Source organism: Mycetohabitans sp. B2, assembly GCF_021733735.1.
Classification (GTDB): Bacteria; Pseudomonadota; Gammaproteobacteria; order Burkholderiales; family Burkholderiaceae; genus Mycetohabitans; species Mycetohabitans rhizoxinica.
Window position 1 is genome coordinate 1 of sequence record NZ_JAHKSP010000043.1, and the last position, 20,274, is coordinate 20,274.

A 20,274-nucleotide genomic window follows, 5' to 3' on the forward strand; every position below is an offset into this window, starting at 1 on the left:
CACTGGAAGCGGCCTGTGCGAAGCTGTTCGTCTCCGAGGCGTACACGAAGTTTTCGATAGATGCACTGCGCATTTACGGCGCACAAGGCTACCTAGCTGAAACCTCCACTGAAAGAGGACTGCGCGACGCCATCGCATCCCTCCTCTATTCGGGAACATCCGATATTCAGCGCAACATCATTGCCACCGAGCTGGGATTATGAACGGACACAGACAGCGATGCGCCAGCGCAGCGTAGCGATCGAATCAAGCCCGTGTCGCTGTGCGCACTGCGCGGCACAACCCTGAATCGACGAGGAAAACATCGAGATAACAAGCAGAACATAACGACAAACAGAAGCACACGCGCCGCACTCAAAGCCCTTGCCAGCCGAATCCATCCTCTTGTGTCGCAACAATCACATCGGCCGAGGACGCACCGAGGACCGTCGCCAATGCATCTCGCGCAAGTTCGGGTAGATTATTCTGCTGCGACAGGTGGGCCGCGACAATGCAGCGTAGCTTCGAGCGGTCGATCGCCGCCAGGATCGCCGCCGCCTCGTCATTGTTCAAGTGTCCGTGCGTGCCGCCGACCCGGGCCTTCAGCGAGGGTGGATAGCGGCTTTGCGCGAGCATGCGCACGTCGTGGTTACATTCCAATACCAAACCGTCGCAGCCATCCAGCATCTGGATAATGTGCGGCGTCGACGTGCCTACGTCAGTCAGCACGCCAACGCGGTGCTGACCATCGCCGAACACGAACTGCAGCGGCTCGCGCGCGTCATGCGGCACGGTATACGGCAGCCATTCCAAGTCGCCGATGCCAACCGGCTCCCCACCCCACAACACCCGCCATTCGACACCCCGCGCATCGTCTGCGCCGACCGCCTGTGCCGTGCCCCAGCTCATGTAGAGCGGAATCGACGCCCGCCGGGCAACGGCCAGCGCACTGCCGATGTGGTCGGCGTGCTCATGCGTGATCACGATCGCGTGCAACGCATCAAGCGTGACGTCTAAGCGGGCGAGCCGCCGCTCAAGTTCGCGCGCGGAAAACCCGCAATCGAGCAGCACGCGGGTCGTCGTGGTGCCGTCTTGCGCCTCGACAAGCAGCGAGTTGCCGTCGCTGCCGCTGCCTAAGCTCGCAAAACGCACGGTATCACCCGATCAGCAGGTTGCAATCCGGATAAGCTCAATTTAGCTGCTGATGCAAGGCCGCCACCAGCCGCTGCGCATCGCTGGACGTATCGAGTTGGCCACTCGAGTCGATCACCGCAACCTGCGTGGCGCCGTCGCCCTTTGGGCGGATGTTGACCAGGTACTCCTTGCCGATGACATTCGGCTTGCCACCATAGATCAACCTGCCAAGCAGTCCCTCTCGCTTAATCTCCTGCACAGGATCATTGAAACGGACGTAATAGATGCCGCGCTCACGATCGCGGTTATCGACGGCAAAGTTCGTGCGATCGAGCGCCAGGCCGACGCGCAACCACGCGCGGTCAAACGACTCGGCCAAGTCGATCGTCGATGCGCCTGCGCTGCCGATCGCCACCTCCACCTTCGGGCCGGTGTGCCGCGCGCCGTCGAGCAACTGCTGGGCTTGCTTGTCGGTCAGCCCGAACTGCTGCATCAGTTGCGCATAGATCGCCGCCTCCAGCTTCGGATCACGCGGCCGCTCGACCCAGCGCGACGACGTCTTGTCCCGTCCGGTCAGCACTTCCTCCCTCGCGGTGTGCGATATGGTGATCACGGTGGCGTTGCTGTTCGCATTGCGCTCGACCAGCATGCGAAAGCGATCGCGCGTGCCCGACGAGTACACGAAGTCCAACAGCTTGCCCATCGAATTGCGGAACCAGTCGCCCGGGATCTTTGCGCGGTTCTCGGCCCAGTCCGTCTCGATGATTCCCGTTGCCGGCGAATCCGTCTTCAGCACGAAGCCGCTCTGCGCCCAGAACGCCTTGAGCTGCGGCCACAACTCGTCCGGCGTGCGCCCGTTGACCACCAGCCAGCGGCGCGTGCCATCCTGCTCCATGTGCATCCCATAGGGATCCTGCGCGGTAGGCACGCCCTCGGTCGTATTGCCGGCCGGCGTCGCGGCCCGCGTCGGCTGCCCGCCCAGGCCCGCGGTCGTGGACGGAGCGACATAACGCTGATCCAGCGGCGCAGTCTTCAGATCCGCCGGCACCTCGAGCCGCGGCGCGGAAGTCGCGCCCTTGTAGTCGACGCGATCCGGCGCGAGCACGTCATTGAGCGTGTCACAACCTGCCAGCGACAACGCAGCAACCGCCCATACTGTCACGCGCAACCCGCGCGCGGAGAAATCGAAACGTTTCATGAAATCCTTCGTGATGCGAATGGTGCCTGCTGGCCCGGCCATGCAGTCGTCTCGGCAGGGCGCGGTCAATCGGTCAACTCCGCGTCGCGCAGCGCGGCGCGTACCGTTTCATGATGGTGATCGGCCAGCGGTGTCAGCGGCAGGCGGATGCCGCCGCGGATTTTGCCCATCTGCTGCAATGCCCATTTGACCGGGATCGGGTTCGACTCGGCGAACAGGTGCTTGTGCAACGACAACAGCTTCAGGTGGATGGCCCGCGCGCTCTTCGCATCACCGGCGATCGCGGCGCGGCACAGCGCACTCATCGCGCGCGGCGCCACGTTGGCCGTGACCGAGATATTGCCGTGTCCACCCAGCAGCATCAACGCGATCGCGGTCGGATCGTCGCCGCTGAAAATCGAGAAATCGGCCGGTGCTGCCTTGATCAGATGCGCCGCGCGATCGATATTGCCAGTCGCATCCTTCACGCCCGCAATGCCTGGCACCTGAGCGAGCCGCAGGATCGTCTCGTTGCTGATGTCGGCGACGGTACGGCCCGGCACATTGTACAGAAACACCGGCAGGTCAACTGCCTCAGCGATCGCTCTGAAATGCCGGTACATCCCTTCCTGTGTCGGCTTGTTGTAGTACGGCACGACCTGCAGCGACGCGTCAGCGCCGACCTCCTTGGCCGCCCGGGTCAACTCGATCGCTTCGGCAGTCGAGTTGCCGCCCGCGCCGGCGATAATCGGGATGCGACGCGCCGCTTGCTCGACCGCCGTCTTGACCAGCAACACATGCTCCTCGACCGATACTGTCGCCGACTCGCCGCTCGTGCCGACCACGACCAGCGCATCGCTGCCTTCTTCGATATGCCAGTCGATCAGCGCGCGCAGCGCCGGAAGGTCCAACGCCCCGTCATCCAACATCGGCGTGACAATCGCCGGGATGCTGCCGCCAATCGGTGTGGCTTGCATTGCTTGGCTCATGAAACTGTCTGAAAAATCAATCGTTAAACTGAGATTGTAGCGGATTGGTCCGGCAAATCGTATCTCGCTGGCCCATCATGTGCCCCCGTTTTACGGCTGCGCACGTCACCGCGGCTTTCTCGAACGGCACACAGCCGCTGCACGAACGCGGGCTTAGGCCCGGCAATAAAGCCGTCCTCGAACGCAACGACGCGCAACGCGGCGTGCCGCGCTACCTCCAGCAGCTCGCCCGCGCGTAACAGGAAGCGCGGGTTCGAGGGCCGCCCCAGCGTTTCGTGGCCCTGCGCGAACGTCTCGTACAGCAGCACGCCGCCCGACGCCAGCGCGTCGGTCAGGTCATCGAACAGCGGCCGGTGCAGATACTGCGTGACGACGACAGCCGCGAAGCGCTGGTGCGCCTCGAAGGGCCATGCCGCGCTATCCTCATCCGGCTCCAAGTCGGCATGCACGATGCGCACCTTCGGCCATTCGGCCAGCGCGGCCAACGCCTGCACATCGCGATCCAGCGCGACGACCGGATGGCCGCGCTGGGCAAACCAGCGCACATGCCGGCCGCTGCCGCACGCCACGTCGAGCACGGTGCCATCGCGCGGCACCAGATGGGTCCATCGGCGGACCCACTCGGAGGCAGCAGCGAGTGCCATCAGCTGTACGACAGCCCCATAGCCTCGCGCACGTCGCGCATCGTCTCATGAGCGAATTTGCGCGCCTTGTCGCAGCCGTGCGCGACGATCGCGCGCAGCAGTGACGGATCGTCCATGTACTTCTGTGCCCGCTCAAGCATCGGCTGCTGCTCGCGCAGAATGCCGTCGATCACCGGCTGCTTGCACTCCAAGCAGCCGATCCCAGCGCTGCGGCAACCGTGCTGCACCCATTCGTGCGTCGGTTGATCCGTATAGACCTGGTGCAGCTGCCACACCGGGCATTTGTCCGGATCGCCCGGATCGCTGCGGCGCACGCGCGCCGGATCGGTCGGCATCGTGCGGACCTTTTTCTCGATCGACGCCTTGTCTTCCCGCAGCCTAATCGTATTGCCGTACGACTTGGACATCTTCTGCCCATCGAGCCCCGGCATCCGCGATGCCTCGGTCAGCAGTACCTGCGGCTCTACCAAAATGATCTTGCGCGAGCCTTCGAGATAGCCGAACAGCCGCTCGCGGTCACTCATCGACAGGCTTTGCGACTCCTGCAGTAGCGCGCGCGCCTGCTCCAGCGCCTCTTCGTCGCCCTCCTGCTGATAAGCATTGCGCAACTCATGGTACAGCTTGGAGCGCTTGCCGCCGAGTTTTCGCGCTGCCTCGTTGGCCTTGTCCTCGAAGCCCGGCTCGCGACCATACAAGTAGTTGAAGCGGCGTGCGATCTCGCGCGTCATTTCCACGTGTGGCACCTGGTCCTCGCCCACTGGCACCAGCGACGCGCGGTACAGCAGGATGTCCGCAGCCATCAGCACCGGATAGCCGAGAAAACCGTACGTGCCTAGATCCTTATCGCGCAGCTTCTCGATCTGCTCCTTGTAGGTCGGCACCCGCTCGAGCCAGCCAAGCGGCGTGCTCATGCCCAACAGCAGCGACAACTCCGCGTGCTCCTGCACGCGGCTCTGTATGAACAGCGTGGCCTGCGCTGGGTCAATGCCGGACGCGAGCCAGTCGATCAGCACTTCCCACACGTTGTTCTCAATCACATCCGGTGTCTCATAGTGCGTCGTCAGCGCATGCAGATCGACCACGCTGAAAAAGCACGGATACTCGGATTGCAGCTTGATCCAGTTCTTCAGCACGCCATGGTAATGGCCAAGGTGCAGCGAGCCGGTCGGGCGCATGCCGGAGAAGATACGGTCGGGGAACATGGTATCGAGAGGTCGAATGTGAGGAAATCGTCGGAGCCTAGCCAATGCCCGCTCAGACGTGGCTGAACAAAGAAACGATAGGACGCAATATGCCGAACACAACATCGTAGCCCACGTTCACCAGCGGACGCAGCCACAGTGTATCGAGCATGCGCGTCATCACCAACGCCATCACGATGAAAAAGCCGTAGGGCTCGATCTTCGCGAAGCGGTACGCGGCGCGCACCGGCAATAGCGCGGTGAGTACACGGCCCCCATCGAGCGGCAGCAGCGGAAACAGGTTCAGCGCGCATAGCACGAGGTTCACCGCGACACCAGCTGACGCCATACGCACAAAAAACGGCTCCTCGACGTCAAGGCCGCGCAGTCCGATCGCAATACAGGCCCACACGAGCGCTTGCAATAGGTTGCACGCGGGACCCGCGAGCGCGACCCAGAGGCTGTCCCAGCGAGGATTACGCAAGCGGCCGAAGTCGACCGGCACCGGTTTTGCATAGCCGAAGATAAACGCACCGCTGGTCGCAAACAACATAATCAGCGGAATCACGATCGTGCCCATCGGATCGATGTGGCGCATCGGATTGAGCGAGATACGCCCCATTAGGTACGCCGTATTGTCGCCAAAGCGGCGGGCGACGATGCCATGGGCCGCTTCATGCAACGTGATCGCGAAGAGCAGCGGCAACGCGCTGACCAAAATTGTCTGTACGAGAGAGTCCATCACGCTATTGTAACAAGGCGCCGATGGCCAGCCGCGCGCACGCGACGTGCCGCACGCTGCGCCGCCCAGGACTCACGGCGCGAGCCCGAAGGGCTCCAACGGGCCGCGGCCGACCCGCACGAGCACTGGCGCATCCCCACTCAAGTCGATCACGGTTGACGGCTCGGCCGCGCACGCGCCCCCGTCGATCACGAGATCGAGTTGTTTTTCCAGCTGCGCGCGGATCGCTTCGGGCTCGTTCAGCGGCTCATCGTCGCCGGGCAAGATCAACGTTGACGCGATCACCGGCTGCCCAAGCGCTTCGAGCAGCGCAAGTGTGATCGCGTGATCCGGCACGCGCAGCCCGATGGTCTTACGCGACGGATGCGACAGGCGCCGCGGCACTTCCTTGGTCGCCTGCAGGATGAACACATAGGGGCCCGGCGTGACGGCCTTGATCAGCCGATACTGCCGGTTGTCTACCATCGCGAACGTTGCCAATTCGGACAGGTCACGTACCATCAGCGACAAATGCCGGCGCTCGTCAAGGCCGCGGATGCGTCGCAACTGCTCGACGGCGGCCTTGTCGTCGAGATGGCAGGCAAGCGCATAGCTCGAATCGGTCGGCAACGCGACGACGCCGCCACCGTCGATGATCTGCGCGGCCTGTTTGATCAGCCTCGGTTGCGGGTTGTCCGGGTGGATGCGGAAGTATTGGGACATGGATCGGTTAGAGCCAGCGGGTCCACACCGGCGTCAGATCCGACGGCAACGGCGGCAAGCTACCCAGCTCAGTTGCGCCGTCGCCGGGCGCATGGAAATCGGAGCCGCGCGAGGCCTGCAAGCCAAAGCGCCGCGCCACTTGCGCATATTCGCGGTACTGGTCCGGCGTATGGCTGCCGGTCACCACCTCGATCGCCTCGCCGCCGAGTTGCTTGAATGTCGAGAGCAACGTGTCCCATTCCAACGGCGTGTACTTGTAGCGTCCCGGATGCGCGAGCACTGCCACGCCGCCCGCGCCGAGAATCCATCCCATTGCATCCTCGAGCGTAGCCCAGCGGTGCGGCACATACCCTGGCTTGTTCTGCACAAGGTAGCGAGCGAACACGTCGGCGGTGGACACCGCATAACCTGCGTCGACGAGAAAACGCGCAAAGTGCGTGCGCGAGATCAAGTCCGGATTCGATACATAGCGCAGCGCACCTTCATACGCATGATCGATGCCGACCTCGGCGAGCCGCCGGCCGATCTCGACCGCCCTTGCCTGCCGGCCACTGCGCGTCGCCGCCAGCCCATCGACCAGCGCACAGTGGCCTTCATCGATGCCCAGCCCCACCACGTGGATGGTACGCGACGCCCACGTCACCGAAATTTCGACGCCGGTCACATAGCGCATCTGCAACGCCGCGGCGGCTGCGCGCGCCTGCGCGAGGCCGCGCACCTCGTCGTGGTCGGTCAGCGCCCACAACTGCACGCCGCCGTCGGCCGCGCGGCGCGCAACGTCGGCGGGCGACAGGCGTCCGTCTGAAAAGGTCGAGTGGCAATGGAGATCAGCATTCATGGTCGTTCACGGCAGGTCCGACCATTCTACTGCAAGCGCGGCGCAGCGGTCCGCGCCGCCGCGCACCATGGTGCAGCGCTGTGACGGATCAAGCGCAAAACGCGTCGATCAACGCCGCCACCTGCTCCGGCTGGTCATGATGCAGCATATGGCCTGCGTCCGCGATAGTCTCCTGCCGCCAGTGCGTGAACGCCCGGAACCGCGCCTTGAACACCGGGATCGGCACATCGCCGGCCAGCGCATGCAATGTCGGCGAATCGACAGCCTCGACATGCAACACCTTCGCGCTCACGCGTGCCCACACCGCCATCACCTCGTCGAGGTGATACAGCAATGGCCCGCGCAGCTTGTGCGCGGGATCCGCCAGCAACTCGAAGCGCCCGTGCGCACGCTGGCGCGACCAGTGTGTCGCCAGGAACGCGGCACGTGACGGCGCCAGGCGCGGGTTAGTCTGGGTCAGCCGTGCCGCCACCTCGTCTAATGACGCATAGGTCTTCAACGTGGGCGGCTGGCGCAAGTCATCGAGCCAGTGCTCGATACGCGCGCCGGCATGGGCGGGATTGGACGCCGGCAGGCCGAACCCTTCCAGGTCCACGACGCGACGCACCCGGTGCGGTCGCACGCCGGCGTACAGGCAAGCCAGATTCGCCCCCATGCTATGGCCAACCAAGTTCACCGGCCGCTCAGGCGCGTACCGATCCAGCAACGCATCGAGATCCGCCAGGTAGTCATGGAATCCATAATATCCCCCGCCTTGTTGCTGTACGGGCCAATCCGATAATCCGAATCCCCGTGCGTCGGGCGCGATCACGCGCCAGTTTCCGCCTAGCGCGTCGACGACAAACTGGAACGATGCCGATACGTCCATCCAGCCGTGCAGCATGAACAACACCGGCGCATCATCCGGGCCCCAGCAACGCACGTGCAGATTCACGCCGCGCACCGTGAAGAACTCGGAGGTTGAAGCATCCATCTGACCGCCCCAGAAAACGAATGATCGTTCGATTATAGCGGCGCCCACACTGCAGCGCATCGTGATGCTGACTCACGTGGCGTCATACTGTCCCGTTCCGTCCCCGGTCGGCTCGTCGGCTCGGGCTCGGGTCGGGCCCGGCTCATCTCGGCTCATCTCGGCTCATCTCGGCTCATCTCGGCTCAGCTCGACTCAGCTCCGCTCATCTCGGCTTGACTCGGCTCGCCGGATCGGGTCATCGCGCCGGCTCTGCTCATGTCACAAAAGCGCGTCCGGATGGTTCAGCGCGGCAAGCTCCGCGTCGTCAAAGCCCGCCGCGCGACGCGCATCGACGTTGAACGGGCCCTTCAGCCGCGGCGCGCGATACTCGCTCGCAAGCCGGGCGTAAGTGGACAGCGGCGCGATGCCGGCGCGCTCGCACAACCAACGGAACCAATGGTTGCCGATTCGCACATGCCCAATCTCGTCGCGCAGAATCACATCAAGGATGCGCGCGGCGGCCAGATCGCCGGCCTGCTCAAGCTTGCGGCGAATCGGCGGCGACGCATCGAGTCCGCGTGCCTCCAGCGTGCGCGGCACCAATGCGATACGCGCGAGCACATCCGCACGCGTGCGCTCGGCCATCTCCCACAACCCGTCGTGCGCCGGAAAGTCCCCGTACGCATACCCGAGCGTGCCCAGATGATCGGACAACAGCGTGAAGTGATACGCTTCCTCTTCGGCCACGCTCAGCCAGTCGCGATAGAACGCATCGGGCAACCCCGGAAATCGCCAGATCGCATCGAGTGCGAGGTTGATCGCGTTGAACTCGATATGCGCCAGCGCGTGCAGCAGCGCCGCTCGTCCCTGCTCCGTATGCATGCTGCGCCGCTCCAGGCGCTCGGGCGCGACGCGCCGTGGACGCGCCGGGCGCCCCGGCACGCCCGGCGGCTCGCCGAGCACCCGACTCGCATCGATGACGCCGCTGCCCGAGCGCCAATGCGCGCCAAGCGCGGTCACCGCATCGACCTTGTCTCGCGGATCGGTGAGCAGGAGCGCCTCCAGCGCGCGCTGCCGCAAGCACGACTGAACGAGTGACTCGACCATGTTGATGCTTCCTCATGCTGGCGGCGCTAGGACGGCAACTGCGGTAACGGGCTGCGCGCAGCCCGGACGCAGCCGCTGACGCGCCGGTACAATATCGTTTTGGGCAATGTCCCGTGGCATGCATTTTACCGGCGCGCTCGCGCGTCACGGACTATCTGGCCGGCGGGGCCGGACTTCGATAAGGAGACAATGTGGCGATCTACAAGCTCGGCGAGGATGCGCCAACGATCCATGAATCCGCATTCGTCGCCGACAGCGCAACGGTGATCGGCCAGGTCGTACTCGCCGAAAACACCAGTGTGTGGTTCTCGGCGGTGCTGCGCGGCGACAACGAACCGTTGATGATCGGCGCCGGCAGTAACGTGCAGGATGGCGTGGTGATGCATACGGATCCGGGCTTTGCATTGACCATCGGCAAGAACGTATCGATCGGGCACCAGGCGATGTTGCACGGATGCACGATCCATGACAACACGTTGATCGGCATCCAGGCCGTGGTGATGAACGGCGCGGTGATCGGCTGCAATTGCCTAGTGGGCGCCGGCGCGGTGGTCACCGAGGGCAAGACATTTCCGGACAATTCGCTAATTCTCGGCGCGCCAGCGCGCGTGGTGCGCCCGCTCAGCGATGACGAGATTCAGAGTCTGCAAAGGAACGCACGCAGTTACATCGAGCGGCGCCAGCTGTTCAAGGAAAACCTGGTGCGCATCGGCTGATCCGGACCACCGGGCAAGCCCAGCGCCGCGCCGCAATCCATTTGTCGTAGTCAAGGAAGTCAGTCGTGACAGATCAGTTGCAAAAATTCATGTTCGAGGCCGCGCCAGTGCGTGGCAAAGTCGTCACGCTGGAGAAGACGTGGCAGGAAATCCTCGTGCGTCGTGCCTATCCGGCGCCGGTGCGTACGTTACTTGGCGAAATGATGGCCGCCGCTGCGCTGCTGTCGGCCAACATCAAGTTCGACGGCACGCTAGTCATGCAGATCCTGGGCGACGGGCCGGTCAAGATGCTAGTCGTGCAGTGCCGCTCCGATTTGTCGATGCGGGCGACGGCCAAGCTTGGCAGCGAGTGTGACACATTGAGCGACACTGCGTCGCTGACCGAGTTGGTCAACGCAACCGGTCGTGGGCGCTGCGTCATCACGCTGGATCCGCACGAAAAGCTTCCCGGCCAGCAGCCGTATCAGGGTATCGTGCCCTTGAGCAACGCGCACGATGGCCCGCTGGACAGCGTCGCGCAGGTGCTCGAGCACTATATGCGCCACTCGGAGCAGCTCGACACGCGGTTGTGGCTGGCGGCCGACGAACGGCGCGCGGTTGGGATGCTGTTACAGAAATTGCCCGGCGACGGCGGGATCGTGCCGCGCGCGGTGCAGACTGACGCCGACACGTGGGACCGGGTCTGCCACCTCGGCTCGACGCTGAAGGCCGACGAGATGCTCACGGCCGACCCGGATACGCTGATGCGGCGATTGTTCTGGCAAGAGAACGTCAGCCGCTTTGACCCCGCACCGACGCGTTTCGCCTGCACTTGCTCGCGCGAAAAGGTCGGCGGGATGCTGCAAATGCTCGGACGTGACGAGATCGACAGCATTCTGATCGAGCAAGGCCATGTGGAAGTACATTGCGAGTTCTGCAACCAGCGCTATGAATTCGACGCGGTTGACGCCACGCAACTTTTCCACGGCAATGAACGCTCATTGAACGTCGCGGCCGCGCCGAGCCAACAGCGGCATTAAACGGCGGGCCGATGCAGGAAAAGCGACCGGCGCAAGCCATCGCGCATGGCGAGCACAGCATGACGCAGCCGACGGAGATCGATATGAACAGGTATTCCCCTCGCGCCGCCGTGGCGGCGTTTGGTGCGCTCGCCGCCGCGTCGGCGCTGCTGCTCGGCGGCTGCGCCGTCAGTTACCCGCCCACCCCACACACCGTGCTGAGCCAGTTGCCGGAGTCGCCCCGCACCCCACCGACGCCGTTGACTCCAGCAGAAAAACGGCGCTATGACGAAATCGGTCGCCAAGTGTTGCGCGAGCAGGACGCGGCCATGCAGGCCGACGCGCTCGCGCGCGCGTGGTCCCGGTATCCATACGCGGTCACGCCGGTGTATGGCGGATACTACCGCGGACGTTGGGGACCCGGCTGGGGTGTCGGCAGCGGATGGGGCTATCCGGGGTACTATCCGGGCTGGTGATACTGCTGATCGGGCTCGCCGCGACCCATGCCAGCGCACACCAGTGCTGGCGCACAAGCGATGCCCGGCGTTACCGCCGGATTACGAGCAACGCTGGATCTCCACATTACCACTGGAGCCCCACATCACCGCCGGATCCTCACATCACCGTTGGATCCTGACATCACCGCCGGTTCAATGGCCGGGATCATGCCGCCCCCCTGCGCTGTCAGCACGTCGCGCAGCCGTGTCCTTCGCGGCCCGGCTGGCCTTCGTCTTTATGCGCGGCTCGGGATTCGGCACCACGCGCATTGGTTGGGCCGACACCTGGCCACGCGTGGACAGGATCGACGGCGCAGCCGTCGCGGACACCGTCGAGGCATTCGGCGACACGAACTGCACAAACACCTCGCTGTCCTTGATCATCCCCATCTCGTAGCGCGCCCGCTCCTCGACCGCAGCGGTCCCGGCTTGCAAGTCCTGCACTTCTCCGGCGATCCGCTCATTGCGCAGCTTCAAGTCATTGTTTTTCTTCTGCTGCGCCGCAAGTTGCTGCTGCAGCTCGTGCACGTGCAGCCAGCCGCCGTGGCCCCACCACAACGGAAACTGGATCAACACGATCAATCCGATCAAGACAACGGTAACGAGCCGCATAACAAGCTGCCGCCGGGCAAGCGTGGGTTGAACAAAGCCGCCGCCCCGGATCCGGGAGCGGCGGCCACGCGTGTCACAAGGCCCTTATCGGGCCGCCGGCCGCGTCGCCACGCGGCCCAGCCTGTTGCATCAGCGCAGGTTGTAGAACGCGGAGCGTCCAGGGTAGCTCGCGATGTCGCCCAGATCCTCTTCGATGCGCAGCAGCTGATTGTACTTAGCGATCCGGTCGCTGCGCGACAGCGAGCCGGTCTTGATCTGGCCGGCGTTTAGACCGACGGCGATGTCAGCAATCGTCGAGTCCTCGGTTTCGCCGGAGCGGTGCGACACGACAGCGGTATAGCTGGCCCGCTTGGCCATCTCGATCGCCGCGAACGTCTCGGTCAGCGTGCCAATCTGGTTGATCTTGATCAGGATCGAGTTCGCGATGCCCTTCTCGATGCCTTCCTTCAGGATCCGTGTGTTGGTCACGAACAGGTCGTCGCCGACCAGTTGGACCTTTTTGCCGAGCCGATCAGTCAGCAGCTTCCAGCCGTCCCAGTCGCTCTCATGCATGCCGTCCTCGATCGACACGATCGGGAATTTGTCGGCCAACGTCGCAAGATAGTCCGTGAACTCGGACGACGACAACTGCAGGCCCTCACCGGCCAGTTGATACTTACCGTCGTGGTAAAACTCGCTGGCCGCGCAGTCCAGCGCGAGCAGCACGTCTTCGCCGGCGCGATAACCGGCCTTCTCGATCGCCTGAAGGATTGTTGACAGGCATTCGTCGTTGCTGCCGAAGTTCGGCGCAAAGCCGCCTTCGTCGCCAACCGCGGTGCTCATGCCACGGTCCGACAAAATCTTTTTCAACGCATGGAACACCTCGGCGCCGCAGCGCAGCGCCTCGCGAAAGGTCGGCTGGCTCGCCGGCACGATCATGAATTCCTGAATATCCAGGCTGTTATTCGCGTGCGCCCCGCCATTCACGATATTCATCATCGGCACCGGCAATTGCATCGCACCGGAACCGCCGAAGTAGCGGTACAGCGGCAAGCCGGCCTCCTCGGCAGCGGCCTTCGCGACCGCCATCGATACAGCGAGCATTGCGTTCGCGCCGATCCGCGACTTATTGTCGGTGCCATCCAGCTCCAGCAGCGTCTTGTCCAGGAACGCCTGCTCGGACGCGTCCAGGCCCATGATCGCCTCGGAGATCTCGGTGTTCACGTGCTCGACCGCCTTGAGCACCCCCTTGCCGCTGTAGCGGCCCGCTTCGCCGTCGCGCAGCTCGATCGCCTCGCGCGATCCCGTCGATGCACCGGACGGCACCGCTGCGCGACCCATCGTGCCCGATTCGAGCAATACGTCGCATTCGACGGTCGGATTGCCGCGCGAATCGAGAATCTCGCGCCCGATGATGTCTACGATAGCACTCATGATGTCCTCAAAGGAGAGATGAATCGGTTTCGACTACGCTGAAGTCCACGGGGCTGTGGTCCGCGCCGGTCGGCGTCGCCGCCCGATGCCGCCCGCCGGCGTGCCACGCGCCGCGCTCCGGCAGGACGGACTTGCCGATCAGACGCGCCGAGCCATGACAAGGTTCATTCGCGACGCCTCCGACCTGTCCCACTACGCGTGGCTCAGTTGAAATCGTTCTCGAGCAGCGGCGTGGATTTCACCGCGCGATCAAGCGTCACCAGCGTTTCCAGCAATGCGCGCATCCGCTGCAACGGGACCGCGTTCGGGCCATCGGATTTCGCCTGCGCGGGATTCGGATGCGTCTCCATGAACAGTCCCGCCACGCCGACCGCGACCGCGGCACGCGCCAGCACCGGCACGAACTCGCGCTGGCCGCCGGACTGGGTGCCTTGGCCGCCAGGCAACTGCACCGAATGGGTCGCGTCGAACACGACCGGGGCACCGGTCTCGCGCATGATCGCAAGCGAACGCATGTCAGAGACCAGATTGTTGTAGCCGAACGACGCGCCGCGCTCACAAGCGAGGAAGCGGTCCGCCGACAGTCCGGCTTCGCTGGCTGCCGAACGCGCCTTGTCGATCACGTTCTTCATGTCGTGCGGCGCCAGAAATTGCCCTTTCTTGATATTGACGGGCTTGCCCGAACGGGCACACGCGTGAATGAAATCGGTCTGCCGGCACAGGAACGCCGGCGTCTGTAGCACGTCAACGACCGATGCGACCGCGTCGATCTCCTCCTTGGCGTGCACGTCGGTCAACACCGGCACGCCGATCTGGCGACGCACCTCGCTAAGGATACGCAGGCCCGCGTCCATGCCAAGTCCGCGAAACGACTTATCCGAACTGCGATTAGCCTTATCGTACGACGACTTGTAAATGAACGGGATGCGCAGCGCGCCGCAGATCTCGCTGAGCTGGCCGGCGGTGTCGAGCGCCATCTGCTCGGACTCGACCACGCAGGTGCCGGCAATCAGGAAGAACGGCTTATCCAGGCCGACCTCGAAATCGCATAGTTTCATGTTTGCTCCCGGCCCGCGTTAATGGGCACGCAGCGCGGCTGCTACCTTCTCGCCATGCTCGCGTTGTTGGCGATGCACGAGCGCAGCCTGCACGTAGGCTTTGAACAGCGGATGGCCATCGCGCGGCGTCGAGGTGAACTCGGGATGGAACTGGCAGCCGACGAACCATGGATGCAGGTCCTCGCGCAACTCCATCATCTCTGGCAGGTCCTCTGTCGGCGTGCGCGCGCTGATGATCATCCCGCCGGCTTCGAGCGCCGGCACGAAATGATTGTTGACCTCGTAGCGATGCCGATGCCGCTCGTTAACATCGCTGCCGTAAATTTGCTCGGCGCGCGTACCCGGCTTGACGGGACAGCGTTGTGCGCCCAGCCGCATCGTGCCACCCAGGTCCGACGATTCACTGCGCTTCTCGACGGTGCCATCGCGGTCGTACCATTCAGTAATCAGCGCGACGACCGGATTCGGCGTTGACGGATCGAACTCGGTGCTATCGGCCTGCTGCAGGTTTGCGACATGACGCGCGAACTCAATCACCGCCAGTTGCATGCCCAGGCAGATTCCCAGGTACGGCACCTTTGTCTCACGCGCGTAGCGGATCGCCTTGATCTTACCTTCCGTGCCACGCCGGCCGAAACCGCCCGGCACCAAGATCGCGTCCAGATGAGCGAGGCTGCTGGCGCCCTCCGTCTCGATCTGCTCCGAGTCGATGTACTCGATGTTCACACGCGTGAGCGTATGCAAAGACGCATGGCGCAGCGCCTCGATCAACGATTTGTACGATTCGGTGAGTTCGACATACTTGCCGACCATGCCGATTGTGACCTCGTGCTCTGGATGCTCGAGCCGGTGTACCAGATCCGACCACAGCGTCAGATCGGCCGGATTGGGCGCAAGCTTCAACTCGTCGCAGATGATCTCGTCCAGGCCCTGGTCGTGCAACATCTGCGGGATCTTGTAAATGCTGTCCACATCCCACACAGAGATCACCGCATCCTGCGGCACGTTCGAGAACATCGAGATCTTAGCGCGCTCGTCATCCGGAATCCGGCGATCGGCACGACACAGCAGCACGTGCGGCAAGATACCAATTTCCCGCAACTTCTGCACGCTGTGCTGCGTCGGCTTGGTTTTCAGTTCGCCGGCCGTCGCGATGAACGGCACCAGCGTCAGGTGCACGAAGCACGCGCTGTGGCGTCCGAGCCGCAAGCTCATCTGCCGGGCTGCCTCTAGGAACGGCAGCGATTCGATGTCGCCGACCGTGCCGCCGATCTCGACGATCGCCACGTCCGGCTCGCCGCATGTCGCCGACGCGGCGCCACGCTCGATGAACGCCTGGATCTCGTTCGTGATATGAGGAATGACCTGGACCGTCTTGCCAAGGTACTCGCCGCGGCGCTCCTTGCGAATCACCGACTCGTAGATCTGGCCCGTCGTGAAGTTGTTGGCACGGCGCATCTTCGTGCTGATGAAGCGCTCGTAGTGGCCCAAATCCAGATCCGTCTCGGCGCCGTCCTCAGTCACGAACACTTCGCCGTGCTGGAACGGGCTCATCGTGCCGGGATCAACGTTGATGTAGGGATCGAGCTTCAGTAGAGTGACTTTGAGACCGCGCGACTCGAGGATCGCGGCGAGGGAGGCGGCGGCAATGCCCTTGCCCAAGGAGGACACTACACCGCCGGTGACAAATACATATTGGGTCATCGCTGGATGCTCGCGGGAAAGCCGGATTATACTCGAAAGCCCGGCTTTTTCTAAGCGCCCCGCGCCAGGTTGTGCAGCAGGCGCCGGATCGCGCGAGCGGTATTAGGCGGCCGCTCCAGGGGGAAACCAAGGCGAGCCGTCGATCCAGTCAAAAGGGGGAACCACGATGCGCCGTGTCGCATCGAGCCTGACCTGCTGCCCCTGGCCGGAATGCGTGCCGACCAAGAAAACGAGCGGCACCGGCGCGCCATGCGCGAGGCGTGCACCAAGAGTACAGCGCAGCCTACGATAGATCCGATATTCCATTTCCCGGTTGAGCGCCGGTGCGCGGGCGCCACCGGGACCGAGCGGCGGAATCCCGAGTCGGGTGCCCCCCAGTTCTGCTAATCTGAGAAAAAACCGTAAATAGCCCGCAGCCTTCGACGCTTTTGCCCCCATGCGCTTACCCAAACGATATCTCATCACGCCGGATCCCTCTGACGCCGACCCTCCCGCGCTATTTCTCGAACAGTTGAAGCGAACGCTGGACTCGGGCATTGAACTGGTCCAGCTTCGCTCAAAGAAATTGAATGCCATTCATTACATGCGTTTGGCCGAGAAAGCGATGGACCTGTGCCAGCAACATCATGCCCTTCTGCTATTGAACGCCCACGCCCCGCGCAGTGCACGGCACAACGTCGATGGGCTGCACCTGGACAGCCAAAGTCTGATGGCGTGCGACGAACGTCCACTGCCGACAACCAAACTGGTGGCTGCGTCGTGCCACACGATGGCGGAACTCGAAAAGGCGCAGTCCATTGGGGCGGATTTCGTCACACTCTCGCCCGTGCTGCGAACCGCCAGCCATCCCGACGTCGAGCCGCTGGGATGGGATGGCTTTCTCGCGCTGGCCTCGCGGGCCACGTTACCCATCTACGCATTGGGCGGCCTCCCAGCTGATGCACTGCCTCATGCCGAACGACACGGAGCGTACGGCATCGCAGGCATTCGCTGCTTTTGGAAGTCTTGATTGCCCGCCATGGGTAGCCTTGGGCAGCCTTGGTGAGCGACGCACCCCGTGCCACGCAGATCGGCGGGCCTTGCCCAGCGGAAAATGACGCGAGTCAGCGCCCGGTCCAATAGCGCCTGCGTGAGCGGCGATACGCATCGACCATCCAGCCTGATACCCCGCTGTCGATACGCACTGCGCCATCATCATCACTGCGCAGCATATCGACGCCGCGCACACGATAACGCGCGGTGACCAGCGGATGCGGATGGCCGAAGCGATTGCGGTAGCCCACCTGAAATACCGCCATGCGCGGCCGTACCGAATCGATAAAAACATCCGTCGACGACGTCTTGCTGCCATGGTGCGGCACGATCAGCACGTCACTGCTCAATGCCGGCCCATGCCGCTCGACCAGCGCCCGCTCGGCGGCCCGTTCGATATCCGATGCGATCAGCACGGCGCCCAGCGCATTCGAGACACGCAGCACGCATGCCGTTGCATTCGGCTTGCGCGGATCCGCCGCGCCCGCCGGCCACAGGAATTCAAACGTCACGCCGTCCCATCGCCATCGCTCCCCGGCACGGCACGTCCGCGTTATTGCGCCGCGCGCGGTGGCGCGCGCCCACAACGGATGAGCAGGCGGCAGCGACGCCTGCATTTGCGCGATTGGCATATCGGCCAACACCGCAGGCACGCCGCCCGCGTGGTCGACATCGCGATGACTAACGACCAGCATGTCCAATGCGTTCACGTCATGCGCGCGCAGAAACGGCACGACGATACGCTGCCCCGCATTGCCGGCTTCCGGGCCCGGGCCGGCATCGAACAGCAGCCGTCGCTGCGCGGTCTCGACCAGCACGGCGGTGCCCTGCCCGATATCGAGCGCCGTGACGCGAAAACCGTCTGCGAGCGGCGCCCGCGATGCCGGCCACAGCAATGGCAGCCACAGAATGGGCGCAGCCGCGCGCAATGGCCAGCCCCGTGGTCCCAGCATCCAAGCCGCACCGACGAGCGCGAGCAGCAGCGCGGCCGGCTCGGGCGCCGGCAAGTACCACACGCCCCACGCGGGCTCGGCCAACGCATCGAGTATGGCAAACAGCCACTGCACCAGGCGGTGCGCCCATTGCAGCAGCAGCGCATCGAATGGCGCCGGGATCGCAATGGCGAGCAGCACCGCGGGCACGACCAGGGTGCTGACCCACGGAATCGCGATGGCATTGGCCACCGGACCCAGTGCCGGAATCTGCGAAAACCAGACAACCGTCAACGGCGCGAGACCGAGCGTCACCGCCCATTGCACGCGCATGGCCGACGCCAGCCGTGTCGGCATGCCACGCACCGCGGCGCGCATGCGGGCCACGAGCGCGCCAAAAGCCTTGGCAGAACGCGACACACACGTACTAGCAGGCTGCGGGCCAGGCATACCGGCAGGCCGCTCACCCGGCCTGTCCGCGCCAGCCTGCGGCAACGCATCGGCCGGATCAAGTGACGGCCAGTCCGGTTCGTCGTCTCGCTGCGACTGGTTGCGGCCCACGCAGCGCAACGCCACCACAATCGCCGCGACCGCACCGAACGAGAGCGCCGTGCTCGCCGACAACGTCGCCCACGGATCGACGAGCACCACGATCACGAGCGCCCACGCGAGGACCAGTAACGGGTCCACGCGCCGCCCGCTCGCATAAGCAAGCGTCGCGATCAACAGCATGGCAACCGTGCGCTGGGCGGGAATGCCCAACCCTGCGAGTGCAGCATAGCCGGCACCGGCGAGCATCGCACCAACACAACATGCGATGGGAACCGGCACGTGCAGCGGCAACGCCGGCGCAACGCCGAAACCGCGGCGCCAGGCCAGCGCGATGATCGCGGCGGCCAACGCCGCGACCGAGCCGATATGCAAGCCTGATATTGCCATTAGGTGGTTAGTGCCGGTACGGCGCAGCCGCTCCCAGTCCGGCTCCGTAATCGCATCCTGTACACCGATCGCCAGCGCAATCACAATCCCAGCATGCGACCGCGCGGCCTCGTCGCTGCCGCTGCCCGTCCCGGTTCGGTCGGATTCGGACAAGACCTGCTCGATCCGCGTGCGAATGGCCGCACGCCGACGGTCCACGGCGTTGAGCATCGCCCGGATACTAGGACCGCGCTCAATATCGGGCGCGCGTGGCGAGCCGAGGGACGTCCCCGGTTGCCCGCGCGGATCGGCCTGCAGGTGGCGCACGTAGCCCTGCGCACGCACGCCACGCGCCAGCTGCCGCACATCGGTGTCCGGCAATCTGAAATTGCCGTTACCATGCACCCGCTTAAGCCTTGCCACGAGCGTATGGCGCCCGCCCGGCACGAGCGTCGCCGAGGGTTGCCGGCCGAACGCGGCAAGCCAGCTCAATTGGACGGTGCGGGGAAACCGCTCGATCCGGGGCGAAGTCGCCTCGACGTCGAACAGAAAGCGAAGCCCGCGCGCATCGCGCGACGGCAAGCCGCGCACCGTGCCGGTCAGCGTCACATCGCGCCCCTCCCACTGCGGCGGCAAAGCATCCGACAGCGCGCTATGCGCGCGCCACGCCGCGTAGCCAAAACCGAGCAGCGCCGCACACCCGATGCTAGCCGCCCGTGCCAGCCACGACGTGGGCCAGTTGGCGCGCCCCGCTGCCCGCGCACGATACGCGATGCATGCCACCCCAGCAGCGGCGAGCGCTGCCGCACCCCAGGCAAGCCAACCGGCAGTGTCCGGCAAACTGGGTTGCCACTGCAACACGCCCGTGCCCACGACGAACGCGCATAATCGTGCGAGCATCATTCCTCCCTCGGCCGTGCGTTCGTGCGCGACGGATTGCGTAGCGACG

The 20,274-nt window shown here is 64.3% G+C and carries 21 protein-coding genes; 5 read left to right on the forward strand and 16 right to left on the reverse strand.

Features of this window, described 5'->3' with window-relative positions; all coding sequences use genetic code 11:
* On the forward strand, window positions 1–203 hold a 203-nt coding region (locus KPG66_RS08435), incomplete at its 5' end, for an acyl-CoA dehydrogenase family protein (RefSeq protein WP_272907053.1).
* A 151-nt stretch (window positions 204–354) separates the two neighbouring features.
* Here the strand turns inward: KPG66_RS08435 and KPG66_RS08440 are convergent.
* The 10 genes from KPG66_RS08440 to KPG66_RS08485 form a co-directional block, all read right to left on the reverse strand.
* A complete protein-coding gene (locus KPG66_RS08440) occupies window positions 355–1,131 on the reverse strand; it encodes an MBL fold metallo-hydrolase (protein ID WP_013435686.1) in 777 nt (258 codons plus the stop codon).
* A gap of 37 nt (window positions 1,132–1,168) precedes the next feature.
* The gene (gene bamC, locus KPG66_RS08445; RefSeq protein ID WP_041754342.1) at window positions 1,169–2,311 is read right to left on the reverse strand and encodes an outer membrane protein assembly factor BamC; all 1,143 of its coding nucleotides are present in this window, start codon (window positions 2,309–2,311) and stop codon (window positions 1,169–1,171) included.
* A gap of 65 nt (window positions 2,312–2,376) precedes the next feature.
* A complete protein-coding gene (dapA, locus tag KPG66_RS08450; protein WP_013435688.1) occupies window positions 2,377–3,279 on the reverse strand; it encodes a 4-hydroxy-tetrahydrodipicolinate synthase in 903 nt (300 codons plus the stop codon).
* Between the two features lie 23 nt (window positions 3,280–3,302).
* Window positions 3,303–3,923, reverse strand: coding sequence for a class I SAM-dependent methyltransferase (locus tag KPG66_RS08455; protein WP_237070625.1), 621 nt, complete (start codon window positions 3,921–3,923; stop codon window positions 3,303–3,305).
* Complete coding sequence (locus KPG66_RS08460; RefSeq protein WP_237070626.1) at window positions 3,923–5,125, reverse strand: tryptophan--tRNA ligase; 1,203 nt, start codon at window positions 5,123–5,125, stop codon at window positions 3,923–3,925. Before KPG66_RS08460 ends, KPG66_RS08455 begins: the two co-directional genes overlap by 1 nt.
* Window positions 5,126–5,177: 52 nt before the next feature.
* A complete protein-coding gene (locus tag KPG66_RS08465) occupies window positions 5,178–5,846 on the reverse strand; it encodes a site-2 protease family protein (protein ID WP_237070627.1) in 669 nt (222 codons plus the stop codon).
* A gap of 72 nt (window positions 5,847–5,918) precedes the next feature.
* Entirely contained in the window at window positions 5,919–6,548 is a 630-nt protein-coding gene (locus KPG66_RS08470) for an L-threonylcarbamoyladenylate synthase (protein WP_237070629.1), read from the reverse strand.
* 7 nt (window positions 6,549–6,555) lie between these two features.
* A complete protein-coding gene (locus KPG66_RS08475) occupies window positions 6,556–7,386 on the reverse strand; it encodes a 3',5'-nucleoside bisphosphate phosphatase (RefSeq protein WP_237070630.1) in 831 nt (276 codons plus the stop codon).
* A gap of 88 nt (window positions 7,387–7,474) precedes the next feature.
* Window positions 7,475–8,359, reverse strand: coding sequence for an alpha/beta fold hydrolase (locus tag KPG66_RS08480; protein WP_237070631.1), 885 nt, complete (start codon window positions 8,357–8,359; stop codon window positions 7,475–7,477).
* A gap of 258 nt (window positions 8,360–8,617) precedes the next feature.
* Window positions 8,618–9,445, reverse strand: coding sequence for a ferritin-like domain-containing protein (locus KPG66_RS08485; protein ID WP_237070632.1), 828 nt, complete (start codon window positions 9,443–9,445; stop codon window positions 8,618–8,620).
* 191 nt (window positions 9,446–9,636) lie between these two features.
* Between KPG66_RS08485 and KPG66_RS08490 the strand changes: the two genes are divergently transcribed.
* From KPG66_RS08490 to KPG66_RS08500, 3 genes are all read left to right on the forward strand, one after another.
* A complete protein-coding gene (locus tag KPG66_RS08490; RefSeq protein ID WP_237070633.1) occupies window positions 9,637–10,161 on the forward strand; it encodes a gamma carbonic anhydrase family protein in 525 nt (174 codons plus the stop codon).
* A 65-nt stretch (window positions 10,162–10,226) separates the two neighbouring features.
* Window positions 10,227–11,180 (forward strand): Hsp33 family molecular chaperone HslO, encoded by a 954-nt coding sequence (gene hslO, locus KPG66_RS08495; RefSeq protein WP_237070634.1) that lies wholly within the window; start codon window positions 10,227–10,229, stop codon window positions 11,178–11,180.
* Between the two features lie 83 nt (window positions 11,181–11,263).
* Entirely contained in the window at window positions 11,264–11,635 is a 372-nt protein-coding gene (locus KPG66_RS08500) for a hypothetical protein (RefSeq protein ID WP_237070635.1), read from the forward strand.
* Between the two features lie 174 nt (window positions 11,636–11,809).
* Here the strand turns inward: KPG66_RS08500 and ftsB are convergent, their stop codons facing one another.
* The 5 genes from ftsB to KPG66_RS08525 all read right to left on the reverse strand — a co-directional run bounded on the left by ftsB (window position 11,810) and on the right by KPG66_RS08525 (window position 16,881).
* Window positions 11,810–12,268 carry a cell division protein FtsB gene (gene ftsB, locus KPG66_RS08505; RefSeq protein WP_013435699.1) on the reverse strand — a complete coding sequence of 153 codons (459 nt, stop codon included), beginning with the start codon at window positions 12,266–12,268 and terminating at the stop codon, window positions 11,810–11,812.
* 129 nt (window positions 12,269–12,397) lie between these two features.
* The gene (gene eno, locus KPG66_RS08510) at window positions 12,398–13,681 is read right to left on the reverse strand and encodes a phosphopyruvate hydratase (protein WP_013435700.1); all 1,284 of its coding nucleotides are present in this window, start codon (window positions 13,679–13,681) and stop codon (window positions 12,398–12,400) included.
* A gap of 203 nt (window positions 13,682–13,884) precedes the next feature.
* Window positions 13,885–14,739 (reverse strand): 3-deoxy-8-phosphooctulonate synthase, encoded by an 855-nt coding sequence (gene kdsA / locus KPG66_RS08515; protein ID WP_237070636.1) that lies wholly within the window; start codon window positions 14,737–14,739, stop codon window positions 13,885–13,887.
* An 18-nt stretch (window positions 14,740–14,757) separates the two neighbouring features.
* On the reverse strand, window positions 14,758–16,443 hold the full coding sequence (locus KPG66_RS08520; protein WP_237070637.1) for a CTP synthase: 1,686 nt from the start codon (window positions 16,441–16,443) through the stop codon (window positions 14,758–14,760).
* A 102-nt stretch (window positions 16,444–16,545) separates the two neighbouring features.
* Window positions 16,546–16,881: a hypothetical protein gene (locus KPG66_RS08525; RefSeq protein WP_237070638.1), complete on the reverse strand. Its 336-nt coding sequence runs from the start codon at window positions 16,879–16,881 to the stop codon at window positions 16,546–16,548.
* On the opposite strand from KPG66_RS08525, the gene KPG66_RS08530 reads away from it, so the two are divergent.
* Window positions 16,880–17,452 carry a thiamine phosphate synthase gene (locus KPG66_RS08530; RefSeq protein WP_237070639.1) on the forward strand — a complete coding sequence of 191 codons (573 nt, stop codon included), beginning with the start codon at window positions 16,880–16,882 and terminating at the stop codon, window positions 17,450–17,452. The genes KPG66_RS08525 and KPG66_RS08530 overlap by 2 nt on opposite strands.
* Before the next feature lie 94 nt (window positions 17,453–17,546).
* On the opposite strand, the gene KPG66_RS08535 is transcribed toward KPG66_RS08530, so the two are convergent.
* Complete coding sequence (locus KPG66_RS08535; protein WP_237070640.1) at window positions 17,547–20,225, reverse strand: DNA internalization-related competence protein ComEC/Rec2; 2,679 nt, start codon at window positions 20,223–20,225, stop codon at window positions 17,547–17,549.
* Window positions 20,226–20,274: the final 49 nt, after the last annotated feature.

Bases quoted from the DNA above. Each gene is read 5' to 3' on its own strand.
- KPG66_RS08480 (WP_237070631.1), bottom strand. From the start codon at position 8,359: ATGGATGCTTCAACCTCCGAGTTCTTCACGGTGCGCGGCGTGAATCTG.
- KPG66_RS08485 (WP_237070632.1), bottom strand. From the start codon at position 9,445: ATGGTCGAGTCACTCGTTCAGTCGTGCTTGCGGCAGCGCGCGCTGGAG.
- KPG66_RS08455 (WP_237070625.1), bottom strand. From the start codon at position 3,923: ATGGCACTCGCTGCTGCCTCCGAGTGGGTCCGCCGATGGACCCATCTG.
- bamC (WP_041754342.1), bottom strand. From the start codon at position 2,311: ATGAAACGTTTCGATTTCTCCGCGCGCGGGTTGCGCGTGACAGTATGG.
- dapA (WP_013435688.1), bottom strand. From the start codon at position 3,279: ATGAGCCAAGCAATGCAAGCCACACCGATTGGCGGCAGCATCCCGGCG.
- KPG66_RS08535 (WP_237070640.1), bottom strand. From the start codon at position 20,225: ATGCTCGCACGATTATGCGCGTTCGTCGTGGGCACGGGCGTGTTGCAG.
- KPG66_RS08465 (WP_237070627.1), bottom strand. From the start codon at position 5,846: ATGGACTCTCTCGTACAGACAATTTTGGTCAGCGCGTTGCCGCTGCTC.
- kdsA (WP_237070636.1), bottom strand. From the start codon at position 14,739: ATGAAACTATGCGATTTCGAGGTCGGCCTGGATAAGCCGTTCTTCCTG.
- eno (WP_013435700.1), bottom strand. From the start codon at position 13,681: ATGAGTGCTATCGTAGACATCATCGGGCGCGAGATTCTCGATTCGCGC.
- KPG66_RS08460 (WP_237070626.1), bottom strand. From the start codon at position 5,125: ATGTTCCCCGACCGTATCTTCTCCGGCATGCGCCCGACCGGCTCGCTG.
- KPG66_RS08500 (WP_237070635.1), top strand. From the start codon at position 11,264: ATGAACAGGTATTCCCCTCGCGCCGCCGTGGCGGCGTTTGGTGCGCTC.
- KPG66_RS08525 (WP_237070638.1), bottom strand. From the start codon at position 16,881: ATGGGGGCAAAAGCGTCGAAGGCTGCGGGCTATTTACGGTTTTTTCTC.
- KPG66_RS08470 (WP_237070629.1), bottom strand. From the start codon at position 6,548: ATGTCCCAATACTTCCGCATCCACCCGGACAACCCGCAACCGAGGCTG.
- KPG66_RS08520 (WP_237070637.1), bottom strand. From the start codon at position 16,443: ATGACCCAATATGTATTTGTCACCGGCGGTGTAGTGTCCTCCTTGGGC.
- KPG66_RS08530 (WP_237070639.1), top strand. From the start codon at position 16,880: ATGCGCTTACCCAAACGATATCTCATCACGCCGGATCCCTCTGACGCC.
- ftsB (WP_013435699.1), bottom strand. From the start codon at position 12,268: ATGCGGCTCGTTACCGTTGTCTTGATCGGATTGATCGTGTTGATCCAG.
- KPG66_RS08475 (WP_237070630.1), bottom strand. From the start codon at position 7,386: ATGAATGCTGATCTCCATTGCCACTCGACCTTTTCAGACGGACGCCTG.